The sequence below is a fragment of the Brevundimonas sp. Br13 genome, assembly GCF_055391505.1.
On the sequence record NZ_AP044008.1, the window covers coordinates 1,971,702 to 1,984,927 of the forward strand.

Sequence of the window (13,226 nt, forward strand, 5' to 3'; positions counted from 1 at the left end):
TTCGCTTTTGACGCGAGCGCCTATCGGACGTTTACTGACCGTTTGGAGGGATGACGATGACGAAAGCGGAACTCATCGGTCGCATGGCGACGGCGGCGAACATCAGTCGGGACCAGGCCAAGGCGGCGCTGGAGGCCTTCACCGACGGTGTTGTCGAGGCCCTGTCTCACGGTCACGACGTCAAGCTGATCGGCTTCGGCAGCTTCACCACGATCGAGCGCAAGGCGGGGGTGGCGCGCAATCCTCAAACCGGCCAGGCCATAGCGCGGGCCGCCTCCCGCACCGCCCGCTTCCGCGCCGGCGAAGGCCTGAAAAGCGCCTTGAACGCCTGACGCCCAGAGGGCATAAGCCCCGCTCTGGTTTCAAGGGCGGCTAGCTCAGCTGGAAGAGCATCTCGTTTACACCGAGAGGGTCGGCGGTTCGAGCCCGTCGCCGCCTACCAATCAAAAAGGCCGCCGGATCGCTCCGGCGGCCTTTTCCGTTTGATCTCAGGCTCCGATCAGAACCGGAAGCTGGCCCGCAGCAGCAGCGAATAGCGGACATAGTCCTCCAGCAGCTCGGCGTCGCCCGTCAGGGACAGCATGCCCAGCTCGTTGCCCAGGTTCATGCGGAAGCCCAGCAGCAGGCCGCCGCCCTCGACGGCGTCCGGCGACAGGATGAAGTCCGGCCCGCCGCTGGCGAAGCGGGCGATGGTCTCGCCGGCGTCGACCGACAGATTCTGGCGATAGCCGATCCGCAGTTCGGGACGGATCCAGCCGTCGCGACCGAAGCCGTAGCCGACGTTCATCGCCGCCACCGCCGAGAAGATGTGGCTGTCGCGGGAATCGATGTCCAGATCGAAGCCGTCGCCGCCGCCCTTTTCGGATCGGGCGTCTTCCGACAGGCGGAAGTATTCAGCGTAGATTTCGGGACGGACGTTCAGCCGGCCGTAGTTGCGCTCATAGGAGGCGCCCCCGGCGGCGGCGGCGGTCCAGCCGTGCCAGTCGGAGGTATTGTTCAGATAGACGCCGCCGGCGACCAGCGAGCGGTCGGCGCTGAAGCTGGCGTAGCCGCCGGCCGCCCGAGCCCAGGTGGTCCAGTACTGGCCCTGGGCGCGCCAATAGAGGCCCAGCTCCAGAAGATTGGCGGACAGGACCTCTTCGGCCTCCGCTTCCGGATCCTTGATGTCCGAGGAGGTGAAGGCCGCCGTCACGCCGAAAGCGCCCAGGCTGGAGCCCTTCTCGACGCCGCCGGCCACGCCGAATCCTTCGGAACGGAAGCCGTAGGAGTCGGTCTTGTCCTTGTCTGCGTAGAAGTTGATCTCCTGCAGCCAGGCGCTGGTCTCGCCGGGCGCGGCGGAGGCGTTGCGACCGGTCAGGGCGCGGGTCACCGCGTCCACCCCGGCCGACAGCGACATCAGCGGACCGCCCGAATGGTCCGGCAGCATCTGCTCATAGGCGTCGATGAAGCCGTCGCGGCCCGTCTGGGACAGGAACAGGTTACGAACCGTCTCATTGGCGCCCAGGGCGGCGTAGACGGCGTCATAGGCCGAGGCCTCGACCGGGATCAGCCCGGCCTCCTGGGCGGTGCGCCGCCGTGCGTCGATATAGAGGCTGTTGGCGCCCTGATCGACGCCCGCTTCGACGACGTAGAGATACGGCGAGTTCTCGGCGAGCAGCTGTTTGTCGATTTGACCGACGTTGAGCGTCCCGGCCTTGATGATGTCGAACCGTTCCGGCCCCTCCAGCAGGGAAGAGAAGCGCACGCCCAGCTGGGCGCCCGTGGCCAGGGTTGCGGCGCCGCTGACGTTGAAGCCGCCGGCGCGATCGGCCTTGGGGTCCAGGGTCGTGATCAGGACGCCGTCAGCCCCCACGTTCAGGCTGGAGATGTTGGTGGCGGTCGTCTGGGTCGCGTTCAGCGTGCCCTTGGAGACGTTGATGTCCAAGGCGCCGTCGCTGTCGGTGATCGCGCCCTGAACCACGGCGCCGCCGCTGATCGCCAGGCGGTCCGCGCCTGCCCCGAAGGCGATGTCGCCGACGACCGTGCCGTTCTCGACATTGAAAGTGTCGGCGCCAGAGCCCAGCTTGATCGCGCCCACGATCTGGGGCTCGCTAGCGTCCGGCACTCCGTCCTTGTCAGTGTCGGTCGCAGTGCTGTCGGCTGCGGCGGGAACACCGTACTGGCGCAGGGTCACGCCGCTGGTGTTGGCCGACAGGTCGATGGCCGTGACCGTGCCGGAGACGTCCGCCAGACTGCTGGAGCTGGCGGTCAGGGAGCCGGCGATCACGCCGGCGTTGTTCAGCTGGGTCAGCGAGCCCGACTGATCGCGGATCACGGTCGCCGAACCGTCGTCGCCGCCGTAGGAGGCGATCATTGTTCCGGTGTTGGTCAGGCTGCCGACGTTCGCGCCGGCGCCGATCAGAACGCCCGTGGCGACCTCGGTTCCCTTGCCGGCCACGACGGCCTGGATGGTCCCGGTGTTGACCAAGGCGGGGGCGGAGACGCCGGAACCGACCTGGATGGCGGTGGCGTTGGCGTCGACGGCCGAGGCGGCGATCGAGCCTTCGTTGCGCACGCCGCCCGCAATCGTCACGGCCTGTCCGCCGTCCACGCCGAGTTGAAGCCCGCGTCCCTGAATGCCGGAATAGACGCCCGATCCGGTGATGGCGCCCCGGTTGATCAGGCCATAGGCGGCGTCGCCCGTTCCCACCGCGCCCAAGTTCACAGTGTTGGCGGTGGAGCCGATCAGCAGGGCCGGCGCGGCGCCCAGAGAGGTGAGGGCGGCCGTTGTCTCGCTGGCGTCGGGCACGCCGTCGCCGTCGCGGTCCAGATCATCGCGGTTCTTGACGCCGTCGCCGTCGTCGTCCTCGTCGCCGTTCTTGACGCCGTCCTTGTCGTCGTCGCCGTCGATGCCGGCGGCCGAATAGGCCAGGGCCTTGTCCAGCAGGACGCCGCCCGCGACATCGGCGCCGACGCGCACGGCCGGTCCGCCCTGAAGCAGGTCATCGGCGTCCAACTCATCCAGGAACAGGGTGGTGGCGTTGTCGAACGTTCCGGTGGAGGGGCGCGCCGGAGGCGGGGTGGTGTAGCGATAGCCGGTGGTGGCGATGGTGGAATGGATCTTCAGAGCGCCGCCCACGGCGCCTTCGACCGAGACCCCGGTCGCGCCCGCGCCGGTGGCCGAGATGGAGCCCGCTAGATCCACATTGCCCGAGACCGGAGCCGTGGTGCGGACGCCCGCCGTGTTGTCGCCCACGACCCGGATGGTGCCCAGGCTCTGAACCTTGCCGTTCACCGCCGATTCGACGCCGAGCCCGTAGGAATTATTGCCTTCGACCGTAATGGAGCCGCTGGATTCGACCAGGACGTTGCCGGTGAAGGGCGATGCCCCGGTCACCCGCACGCCATAGCGGCCGGTTCCCGTGGCGAAGGGGCCGTCCAAATCGCCGTCGCCGTCTGTGTCCTTGATGTCAGCCGTTTCCTGGCTGTCGGTGATGTTAATCGCCCCGCCGACCGTGACCGACCCGGTGTTGCCGCCGTTGACCAGGATGCCGGTGGCGCCGTCGGCGGCCTTGTCCATGGTGATGGAACTACCGCTGTCCAGATCGACGGTGTTGCTGGAATCCAGCGTCACGGCCGCGCCCGAGTTGACGGCGACCGAGCCGCCGCTGGCCAGACGGACGTTGTCCGCCGCCGTTCCGGTGGCGTTCGCCGTGCGGATCGGGGTGGTCCGGGCGGTCGAGACGACGACCTCGGCCTGAGCGCCGCTTACGGCCATCAAGGGGGCGATCGCCACGGCGGTCGCGAGCAGAATACGCATTCGGAAGAAAACCCCTGGTGGTCACGCGATCACGATGCAGGCGACCCTTTAGCAGGGTCCGGGCCAGCCTTCCCCAACTTTATCGAATTTGAGGCGAATGCAAGGCCGCGCTCCATCTGCTGCGGCGCCGAAAGGGCGGGGTGGTCGGGCCAAGGTCCTGATTTTCAGTCGTGATGGGCGGGGTTCGGAGGGTTTTTCTCGCTCCCTATTGAGCTTTGCCGCAGCCGGGTCTAGGGGCGAAGATCATGGTCAACCGCCTCTGAGGATGAGGCATCCATTCCGCGCCTTTCGGCGTTTGCGAGCGCAGACCTGACGAGAACCCCCGAATGACCCTGACTGATCTCGACGTCCACGAAAGCGAACTTCGTCTGATTCCCGGACTGGACGTGGAGGTGGCGGACACCTTGAGGGCGTTGAAACAGGCGTCGCAGGACGAGCGGCCGCGGCTGTTGGACACCACCATGCTGTACGCGCCCCGGTCCGGCGGCGTGAAGCGATACCTGCTGTCGAAGAAGGCGTGGATCGAGGCCAATCGGCCGGGGGTCAGCCATTCCCTCATCGTGCCGGGCGCCCGACACAGGGCGCGGGCGGACGGGATCGTTCAGCTGCGCGCCACGCGACTGCCGTTCGGAGACGGCTATCGTTGGCCCAGTTCGGTCAAGCGCTGGAGCGCCTGGGTCGCGGCCATGAAGCCGTCGATCATTGAGGCGGGCGACCCCTATACGCCGGGACAGGGCGCCCTGGAGGCCGGCCAGAGGGTCGGCTGTCCCGTCGTCGGCTTCTGCCATTCGGACCCAGCCGGCCTGGCGGCGCTTCATTTCGGCGAGTGGGCCAAGAAGCCCGTCGAAAAGCGCTGGGCCCGTCTGTTCTCCCAGTTCGACCGCGTCGTTTCGCCCAGCCGCTTCATCGCGCGGCGGCTTGAGGAGGCGGGGGTGGACAATATCGTCATTCGTCCGCTGGGCGTCGAGGTCGACACCTTCCGGCCCGACCGCCGCGATCGGTCCTGGCTGCTGAAGGAACTGGGCCTCGGCCCAGACGCACGCCTTCTGTGTTTTGCCGGCCGTCCCGCCAAGGAGAAGAACGTCGATGTTCTGATCGAGGCGGTCCAAAAGCTGGGCGCCCCTTATTATCTGGTCCTGGTCGGCGCTGGTTCGGGCATGCCCGCCGAGGACCGGGTGATCTCCCTGCCTTATGAGAAGGACCCGCGGGCGGTGGCCAAGATCATCGCCAGCTGCGACGCCTTCGTTCACGCCAATGACAAGGAGCCCTTCGGTCTGATCGTGCTGGAGGCCATGGCCTGCGGTCGGCCCGTGGTGGGCGTAAACGCCGGGGGCGTGGCCGAGACGGTCGATTCGACCGTGGGCCAGTTGGCCGCCAGCGCCGAGGCCGACGACTACGCCCAGGCGATCGAGGCCTTGTTCGCCCGCGACATCGAGGCCATCGGCCGCGCCGCCCGCGAAAAGGCGGTCAGCCGGTTCGCCTGGAACCGCGTCTTTGAAGACCTGTGCATGGTCTATGGAGAGCTGACCGGAGAGGCCGCCTTCGTTCAGCCCGAGGCGGCGTTCGCCGTCCACTGATCCGAAGCGGGCGCCGCCCGTCTCCGGGGACGGTATTGCGGTCAGCGCCGATCATACCCCGGAAGGGGATGATGTTTTTCCAAGAAATAGGGGATTTGCGCGCTTGCGGGGCGGCGCGCCGCTTCCTCGTTACAGAAGAAGTGGCGCGAGTGACGGGGCTCGAACCCGCGACCTCCGGCGTGACAGGCCGGCACTCTAACCAACTGAGCTACACCCGCGTACCTGGGTCGAAACTTTAGAGTTGTTTCGAAAACTGTGTGGGAAGGCGGTGTGCGCCACTCCATCTATTTCTAGAGAGAGTGGCGCGAGTGACGGGGCTCGAACCCGCGACCTCCGGCGTGACAGGCCGGCACTCTAACCAACTGAGCTACACCCGCGTTTCCCGACCGAAGCGGCTGTGCGCCCCGGCGAGGGGCGTCGTTTAGGCGGGCTTACACAGCGCGTCAAGCGACCTTTTTCGATAAGACGGGCCTCAGCGCGACGGGGCTGTGGGCGAAGGGACCGCCGCCGGTTGGGGCGGGGTGTGCGGACCCGCCAGACCGCCTGCAGCAGGCTCCTGGGCGGCGACGGCGGGGGCGGGCGGTTCGTAATAGACGCCGACGCCCGGCCCAAGCGGCAGGTCCAGCGTGACCCAGGCCGCCACCATGATCAGGCCGGCGACCAGGAAGGCCCCTGCATAGGGCAGCATGGTCGCCATCAGAGACCCCAGGCCGAAGCGCGGATCCCAGCGCTGGGCGAAGGTCAGGATCAGGGGGAAGTAGCTCATCAGCGGCGTGGCGATGTTGGTGACCGAATCGCCCATCCGATAGGCGGCGGTCGTCATCTCGGGCGAAATCCCCAACAGCATGAACATCGGCACCACGATCGGAGCCAGGGCGGACCATTTGGCCGAGGCCGAACCGATGAACAGGTCGAAGAAGCAGGAGACGAAGACCACGCAGATCAGCAGCAGGGGGGCGGGCAGGGCCAGGCTCTTCAGCTCGGCGGCGGCGTTGACCGCCAGGATCGGCCCCAGCCCCGACCAGTTGAACATGGCTACGAAATGGGCGGCGAAGAAGGCCAGCACGATATAGGGCGCCAACTGGGCTATGCCGTCGCGCATCATGCGGACCAGGTCCCGATGCGACTGGATTGACCGCGAACCGGCGCCATAGGCGGCGCCGGTCAGGAAGAAGGTCACGGCGAAGAAGGCCACCAGCGAACGGTACAGGGGATTGAACCTCTGTTCGGGCTCGGCCGCCGGATCGACGAAGGGCGAGCCGGGCAGGAGGGTGATCAGGGCCCAGAGGGCGATCATCCCCATCAGGGCCAGTCCGGCCCAGGCCAGGCCGCGCTTCTCATCGGCGGTCAGGGGCTGTTTCTCGGAGGCGGCGGGAGCGGCGGCGTCCGCCGACGGCGCCCACGGCCCCAGGCGCGGCTCGATCACCCGGTCCGTCAGGAACCAGACGATGGGGGTGAAGACCAGGACGACCCCGATGATGAAGAACCAGTTGCCGGCGATGTTCACCGAATAGGAGGGGTCGATCAGGTGGGCCGCCGGCTCAGTGATCCCCAGGATCAAGGCGTCGCTGGCGCCGGGAAACAGATTTCCGGCATAGCCGCCCGACACGGCCGCAAACCCGGCGGCCAGACCCGCCAGGGGGTGCCGACCCGCCGCAGCGAAGATGACCGCCGCCAGGGGGATGACCACGACATAGGAGGCGTCCGACGCATGGTGGGAGACCATGCCCGTCACAACCACGATCGGGGTCAGGATCGCGCGCGGCGCATTCAGCAGGGCGGCGCGAATCGCCGTGGCGAACAGGCCGGCCCTTTCCGCCACCGAAGCCCCGTAGATGATGGTGACGACGATCCCCAGGGGCGGGAAGTCCGCCAGGGTGCGCGGCATGCCGATGATCAGCCGCTCCAGGTTTTCGGTCGACAGCAGGCTCTGGGCCGCCAGCCGATCGCCCGTCACCGGATTCACCGCCGACCAGCCCAGGGCCGCGCCGATCATGCTGAGCAGAATCAGGCCGCCGACCAGCCAGAGGAACAGAAACACCGGATCGGGCAGACGATTTCCGATCCTCTCGACGGTGTTCAGAAGGCGCGCGGCTGGATTCATCGTCGGACTTTCGGGAGCGAAATCAGGCCGTCAGTAGGGCCGCGCGCCGTCGAAGACGGCAAGCGCCGCACCTGCGACATATAGCCCGAAAACCTGCGACCGATTCTCAACAAAAAACCCGTCGTCACAGGGGTTTGAACCGCGCCGACGTTGGGTCTAAGAAGCCCCGAATCCCGCCTCTCCCCGGCGGCCGAGGTTCTTTGAATGAACGCATTTCTGCTCGAATATCTGCCGGTGCTGATCTTCGCCGGCGTGGCCGCCTTCATCGGCGTGCTTTTCATCGCCCTGCCGCTGCTGCTGGCGCCGAAAAATCCGGACGCCGAGAAGCTGTCCGCCTATGAGTGCGGGTTCAACGCCTTTGACGACGCGCGGATGAAGTTCGACGTCCGCTTCTATCTGGTGTCCATCCTGTTCATCATCTTCGACCTGGAAGTGGCCTTCCTCTTCCCCTGGGCCGTGTCGATGTTCGACCTGTCGCAGGCGGGCATGATCTTCGCCTTTTGGTCGATGATGGTCTTCCTGGGCGTCCTGACCATCGGCTTCATCTATGAATGGAAGAAGGGAGCCCTGGAATGGGAGTGATCGCGCCTTCGTCGCCGCTTCCCGGCGCAATGGTTCCCGCCAACTCGGCCGCCCGGTCGACGGTCGAGGGCTATGACCCCAAGGTCCATGACAAGTTCTTCGAGGCGGTGAACACCGAACTGGGCGAGCGCGGCTTCCTGACCGCCTCGCTGGACGACGTCATCACCTGGGCCCGCACCGGCTCGCTGATGTGGATGACCTTCGGCCTGGCCTGCTGCGCCGTCGAGATGATCCAGATGTCGATGCCGCGCTTCGACGTGGAGCGCTTCGGCATGGCCCCCCGCGGCAGTCCGCGCCATTCGGACCTGATGATCGTCGCCGGCACCCTGACCAACAAGATGGCTCCGGCCATCCGCAAGGTCTATGACCAGATGCCCGATCCCCGCTACGTCGTGTCGATGGGCAGCTGCGCCAACGGCGGCGGCTATTATCACTACAGCTACAGCGTCGTGCGCGGCTGCGACCGCGTGGTGCCGGTGGACGTCTATGTGCCCGGCTGCCCGCCGACGGCCGAGGCCCTGCTGTACGGCCTGCTGCAGCTGCAGAAGAAGATTCGCCGCACGGGGACCATCGACCGATGAGCTCGCTGGCCGTTCAAGCCCAGTTCGAGGCCGCCTTGACGCCGATGGGCGCCGAGCTGGTCGGGGCGCTCGCCGGCGACGGCTGGGGCGTCGAGGCCCAGGTCGCCTTTGGCGAACTGACCCTGGTCGCGCCGCGCGAACACATCGTCGAGGTGATGACCGCCCTGCGCGACCGGTTCGGGTTCCAGCAACTGCTGGACGTCTGCGGCGCCGACTACCCGGATCGCGAAGAGCGGTTCGAGGTGGTCTATCACCTGCTGTCCCTGACGCGGAACGCCCGCATCCGGGTCAAGGTCGCCACCGACGAGGTCCAGCCGGTCCCGACCGTCTGCCACGTCTATCCGTCCGCCGGCTGGTTCGAGCGTGAAGCCTACGACATGTACGGGATGATCTTCGCAGGCCATCCCGACATGCGGCGCCTGCTGACCGACTACGGGTTCGAGGGGCATCCGCTGCGCAAGGACTTCCCCATGACGGGCTATGTCGAGGTCCGTTACGACGAAGAGCAGAAGCGGGTCGTCTATGAACCCGTCAAGCTGACGCAGGAATTCCGCACGTTCGACTTCCTGTCGCCGTGGGAAGGCGCCGACTATCCGGCGCCCGTCCTGCCCGGCGACGAAAAGGCTGGAGTGAAGGGCTGATGGCTGACGGCGCCCGTATCCCTGCGTCCGCGAACAGCGGCGGCGGCGGAGATCCCTTCGAAGACATGCCGATGGATCACCGGACCGACCATGCCCGCGACATGGACGACCGCAAGTTCACCATCAACTTCGGCCCGCAGCACCCGGCCGCGCACGGCGTGCTGCGTCTGGTGCTGGAGCTGGACGGCGAGATCGTCGAGCGCGTCGATCCGCATATCGGCCTGCTGCATCGCGGCACCGAAAAGCTGATGGAGGCCCGCACCTATCTGCAGAACGTGCCCTATCTGGACCGGCTCGACTATGTGGCGCCGATGAACCAGGAGCACGCCTTCTGCCTGGCCATCGAGAAGCTGCTGGGCATCGAGGTTCCGTACCGGGCTCAGCTGATCCGCGTCCTCTATTCGGAGATCGGCCGGATCGGGAACCACCTGCTGAACGCGACCATGCAGGCCATGGACGTCGGCGCCCTGACGCCCCCGCTCTGGGGTCACGAAGAGCGCGAGAAGCTGATGGTCTTCTACGAGCGCGCCAGCGGGGCGCGTCTCCACGCCAACTACTTCCGCCCCGGCGGCGTCCATCAGGACCTGCCGATGGACCTGATCGACGACATCGGTCGCTGGTGCCTGGAGTTCCCCAAGGCCCTGGCCGACATCGAGAGCCTGGTCACCGAAAACCGCATCTTCAAGCAGCGCAACGTCGACATCGGCGTGGTGTCCAAGGAACAGGCCCTGGCCTGGGGCTTCTCGGGCGTGATGCTGCGCGGCTCGGACATCGCCTGGGACCTGCGCAAGTCGCAGCCCTACGAGTGCTACGCCGAGATGGAGTTCGACATTCCGGTCGGCAAGAACGGCGACTGCTGGGACCGCTACCTCTGCCGCATCGAGGAGATGAAGCAGTCGGTGCGCATCATGGAGCAGTGCATCCATAAGCTGCGCAACTGCCCCGGCGAGCCGGTGATGGTCGAGGACAACAAGATCGTGCCGCCGCGTCGCGGCGAGATGAAGCGGTCGATGGAATCCCTGATCCATCACTTCAAGCTGTACACCGAAGGCTTCAAGACGCCGGAAGGCGAGGTCTATGCGGCCGTCGAGGCGCCCAAGGGGGAGTTCGGCATCTATCTGGTGTCGGACGGCACCAACAAACCCTATCGCGTCAAGATCTCGGCGCCGGGCTTCCGTCACCTGCAGGCGATGGACTGGATGAACCGCGGCCACCAGCTGGCCGACGTCTCCGCCATCCTGGGCTCGCTCGACATCGTTTTCGGAGAAGTGGACCGATGAGCGTTCGTCGTCTCGCCAAGGAACAGCCGGCCTCGTTCGCCTTTTCGAAGGACACCCAGGCCAAGGCCGAATGGTGGATCAAGAAATATCCGGAAAACCGTCGCCAGTCGGCGGTGATCCCGATCCTGTGGCTGGTGCAGAAGCAGGAAGGCTGGGTCTCAGAACCCGCCATTCGCGCGGTCGGCGAACTGCTGGGCATGCCCTTCATCCGAGTGATGGAGGTCGCGACCTTCTACACCATGTTCATGCTGGAGCCGGTCGGCAAGACCGCCCTGATCCAGGTGTGCGGCACCACGCCGTGCATGCTGCGCGGCGCCAATCAGCTGATGAAGGTCTGCAAGGAGAAGATCGGTCCCAAGGACCATCTGTCCGCCGACGGCCGCTTCACCTGGCAGGAGGTCGAATGCCTGGGCGCCTGTTCCAACGCGCCCATGGCCCAGATCAACGACTACTATTACGAAGACCTGACGCCCGAGACCATGGCCCAGATCATCGACGACTTCGCGGCGGGCAAGGCGCCCAAGCCGGGCTCCTACATCGGTCGCCACAACGCAGCGCCGGCCGGCGGGGCCAAGACCCTGCTGGACCCGAAGCTGTATGACGGCTCGGCCGCCAAGCCGATCAAGAAACTGCCCAACAGCGACCCGGCGCCGGTCGAGAAGGCCCCGGCCTGATGCCTGCCCCTGACCTCGACAGCGACGAAGGCCGCGCCGCATACCGCAAGGAGCTGCGCCAGGTCGCGCGCCCCCTGCGCGCGGGCGGGCTCGCGCTCGTGGTCGGCGCCGCCATGCTGATCCTGTTCACGCGGCAGGGCACGCCCGGCTTGGGCGACTGGGCCTATACGGCCTCCTACGTCATGCTGGGCCTGGGCTGGGCCTGCGTCATCGGCGCCGTCTACACCCGCACCCAACATCACCGACGCCGTATGCGCGAGCTGGAAGGCGCTTCGTCATGAGTGCGTCGATCTACTGTGGTTTCCTGAACTCGATGCAGCGTGCCGGGGGGCGCCATGTCGACGGATCAGAAACGGGCAGGGCGCCGTGCGCCCAAGCGCGGCCGAGGCGGATGGAGCCCCGCCGGGACAGGTCGATTGCTGGTCAATCTGGCCGGCGCGGCCAGTCTGTCGCTGAGCGCTGGGTCCGTATCGACGCAAACCCCGCCCACATCCCCTTCGGTCGCCCCCGCGACCGCTCCCTCTACGCCTACACCCGGTCCTGCTGATGCTTCCGAACCGCGTAACAAACCCAGCCCTGAACCGCGTCAGCCGCCGCCCGGCCAGCGCGATCTCGGCCTCGAACGCCAGTCCGCTCTCGGTCCCCCCCGTCGGCGTAGACGCAGGAGCAGCCTGATGGTCGGCATTCTCGAAGACAAGGACCGGATCTTCACCAACCTGTACGGCTTCCACGACTGGACGCTGGACGGGGCGAAGACCCGCGGCGCCTGGAACGCCACCAAGGACATGCTGGACCTTGGCCGCGACTGGATCATCAACAACGTCAAGGCGTCCGGCCTGCGCGGCCGTGGCGGCGCCGGCTTCTCGACCGGTCTGAAATGGTCCTTCATGCCCAAGGAAGTGAAGGATCGGCCTCACTACCTGGTCGTCAACGCCGACGAATCCGAACCCGCGACCTGCAAGGACCGCGAGATCATGCGCCACGATCCGCATCTGCTGATCGAAGGCTGCCTGATCGCCAGCTTCGCCATGCAGGCCCACGCCTGCTACATCTATCTGCGCGGCGAATATGTGCTCGAGCGCGAGCGGATGGAGGCGGCGGTCAAACAGGCCTATGAGGCCCGGCTGATCGGCAAGGACAATGTCCATGGCTGGGACTTCGACGTCTACATCCACCACGGCGGCGGCGCCTATATCTGCGGCGAAGAGACCGCCCTGCTGGAATCCCTGGAAGGCAAGAAGGGCCAGCCCCGTCTGAAGCCGCCGTTCCCGGCCGGCGCGGGCCTGTACGGCTGCCCGACCACGGTGAACAACGTCGAGTCGATCGCCGTCGTCGGCACCATCCTGCGCCGCGGCGCGGACTGGTTCGCCAGCTTCGGCCGTCCGAACAACACCGGCACCAAGCTGATGTCGCTGTCGGGCCATGTGAACACGCCCTGCGTCGTCGAAGAGACCATGTCGATCCCGCTACGCCAGCTGATCGAAGAGCACGGCGGCGGCGTTCGCGGCGGCTGGGGCAATCTGAAGGCCATCATCCCCGGCGGCGCCTCCTGCCCGGTCATCACGCGCGAACAGGCGGAAACCGTGCTGATGGACTTCGACTCCATGCGCGAGGTCCGCTCGTCGCTGGGCACCGCCGGCGTGACCGTGATGGACGAGTCCACCGACGTCGTGAAGGCGATCGCCCGCATCAGCTATTTCTTCAAGCACGAGAGCTGCGGCCAGTGCACGCCGTGCCGCGAGGGCACCGGCTGGATGTGGCGCGTGCTGGAGCGCATGGCCGTGGGCGAGGCCGATCCGTCGGAAATCGACCTGCTGCTGGACGTCGCCGGTCAGGTCGAGGGCCACACCATCTGCGCCCTGGGCGACGCGGCCGCCTGGCCGGTCCAGGGCCTGATCCGTCACTTCCGTCACGAGATCGAAGACCGTATCGCCAACTACCGCAGCCGCCGCGCGAACTTCGCCGGCCACGCGATCGCCGCGGAGTAG

11 protein-coding genes and 3 tRNA genes are annotated in these 13,226 nt (G+C 66.7%); 10 read left to right on the forward strand and 4 right to left on the reverse strand.

Annotated features, from left to right (window positions below; all coding sequences use genetic code 11):
• The first annotated feature begins 56 nt into the window (after window positions 1-56).
• Entirely contained in the window at window positions 57-332 is a 276-nt protein-coding gene (locus tag ACZ5M6_RS09700) for an HU family DNA-binding protein (protein WP_054766918.1), read from the forward strand.
• A gap of 34 nt (window positions 333-366) precedes the next feature.
• Window positions 367-442, forward strand: a tRNA-Val gene (locus tag ACZ5M6_RS09705).
• A 57-nt stretch (window positions 443-499) separates the two neighbouring features.
• Here ACZ5M6_RS09705 and ACZ5M6_RS09710 read toward each other — a convergent pair.
• A complete protein-coding gene (locus ACZ5M6_RS09710; RefSeq protein ID WP_464158359.1) occupies window positions 500-3,799 on the reverse strand; it encodes an autotransporter outer membrane beta-barrel domain-containing protein in 3,300 nt (1,099 codons plus the stop codon).
• 326 nt (window positions 3,800-4,125) lie between these two features.
• On the opposite strand from ACZ5M6_RS09710, the gene ACZ5M6_RS09715 reads away from it, so the two are divergent.
• Complete coding sequence (locus tag ACZ5M6_RS09715) at window positions 4,126-5,376, forward strand: glycosyltransferase (protein ID WP_082382674.1); 1,251 nt, start codon at window positions 4,126-4,128, stop codon at window positions 5,374-5,376.
• 141 nt (window positions 5,377-5,517) lie between these two features.
• Here the strand turns inward: ACZ5M6_RS09715 and ACZ5M6_RS09720 are convergent.
• From ACZ5M6_RS09720 to ACZ5M6_RS09730, 3 genes are all read right to left on the reverse strand, one after another.
• Window positions 5,518-5,594 (reverse strand) — tRNA-Asp (locus ACZ5M6_RS09720).
• A gap of 82 nt (window positions 5,595-5,676) precedes the next feature.
• A tRNA-Asp gene (locus ACZ5M6_RS09725) sits at window positions 5,677-5,753 on the reverse strand.
• Between the two features lie 95 nt (window positions 5,754-5,848).
• The gene (locus ACZ5M6_RS09730) at window positions 5,849-7,480 is read right to left on the reverse strand and encodes an AbgT family transporter (protein ID WP_464158361.1); all 1,632 of its coding nucleotides are present in this window, start codon (window positions 7,478-7,480) and stop codon (window positions 5,849-5,851) included.
• 204 nt (window positions 7,481-7,684) lie between these two features.
• Between ACZ5M6_RS09730 and ACZ5M6_RS09735 the strand changes: the two genes are divergently transcribed.
• The 7 genes from ACZ5M6_RS09735 to nuoF all read left to right on the forward strand — a co-directional run bounded on the left by ACZ5M6_RS09735 (window position 7,685) and on the right by nuoF (window position 13,226).
• Window positions 7,685-8,062 (forward strand): NADH-quinone oxidoreductase subunit A, encoded by a 378-nt coding sequence (locus ACZ5M6_RS09735; RefSeq protein ID WP_054765527.1) that lies wholly within the window; start codon window positions 7,685-7,687, stop codon window positions 8,060-8,062.
• Window positions 8,032-8,643 (forward strand): NuoB/complex I 20 kDa subunit family protein, encoded by a 612-nt coding sequence (locus ACZ5M6_RS09740; RefSeq protein ID WP_152950061.1) that lies wholly within the window; start codon window positions 8,032-8,034, stop codon window positions 8,641-8,643. Before ACZ5M6_RS09735 ends, ACZ5M6_RS09740 begins: the two co-directional genes overlap by 31 nt.
• A complete protein-coding gene (locus ACZ5M6_RS09745) occupies window positions 8,640-9,284 on the forward strand; it encodes an NADH-quinone oxidoreductase subunit C (RefSeq protein ID WP_182713804.1) in 645 nt (214 codons plus the stop codon). The genes ACZ5M6_RS09740 and ACZ5M6_RS09745 overlap by 4 nt, the downstream gene beginning before the upstream one ends.
• Before the next feature lie 65 nt (window positions 9,285-9,349).
• Window positions 9,350-10,564 carry an NADH-quinone oxidoreductase subunit D gene (locus tag ACZ5M6_RS09750; protein ID WP_054766920.1) on the forward strand — a complete coding sequence of 405 codons (1,215 nt, stop codon included), beginning with the start codon at window positions 9,350-9,352 and terminating at the stop codon, window positions 10,562-10,564.
• A complete protein-coding gene (gene nuoE, locus ACZ5M6_RS09755) occupies window positions 10,561-11,238 on the forward strand; it encodes an NADH-quinone oxidoreductase subunit NuoE (protein WP_201462517.1) in 678 nt (225 codons plus the stop codon). Before ACZ5M6_RS09750 ends, nuoE begins: the two co-directional genes overlap by 4 nt.
• Window positions 11,238-11,519, forward strand: a complete 282-nt coding sequence (locus ACZ5M6_RS09760) for a hypothetical protein (protein WP_054765531.1) — start codon at window positions 11,238-11,240, stop codon at window positions 11,517-11,519. The genes nuoE and ACZ5M6_RS09760 overlap by 1 nt, the downstream gene beginning before the upstream one ends.
• A gap of 393 nt (window positions 11,520-11,912) precedes the next feature.
• Window positions 11,913-13,226 (forward strand): NADH-quinone oxidoreductase subunit NuoF, encoded by a 1,314-nt coding sequence (gene nuoF / locus ACZ5M6_RS09765; protein WP_464158364.1) that lies wholly within the window; start codon window positions 11,913-11,915, stop codon window positions 13,224-13,226.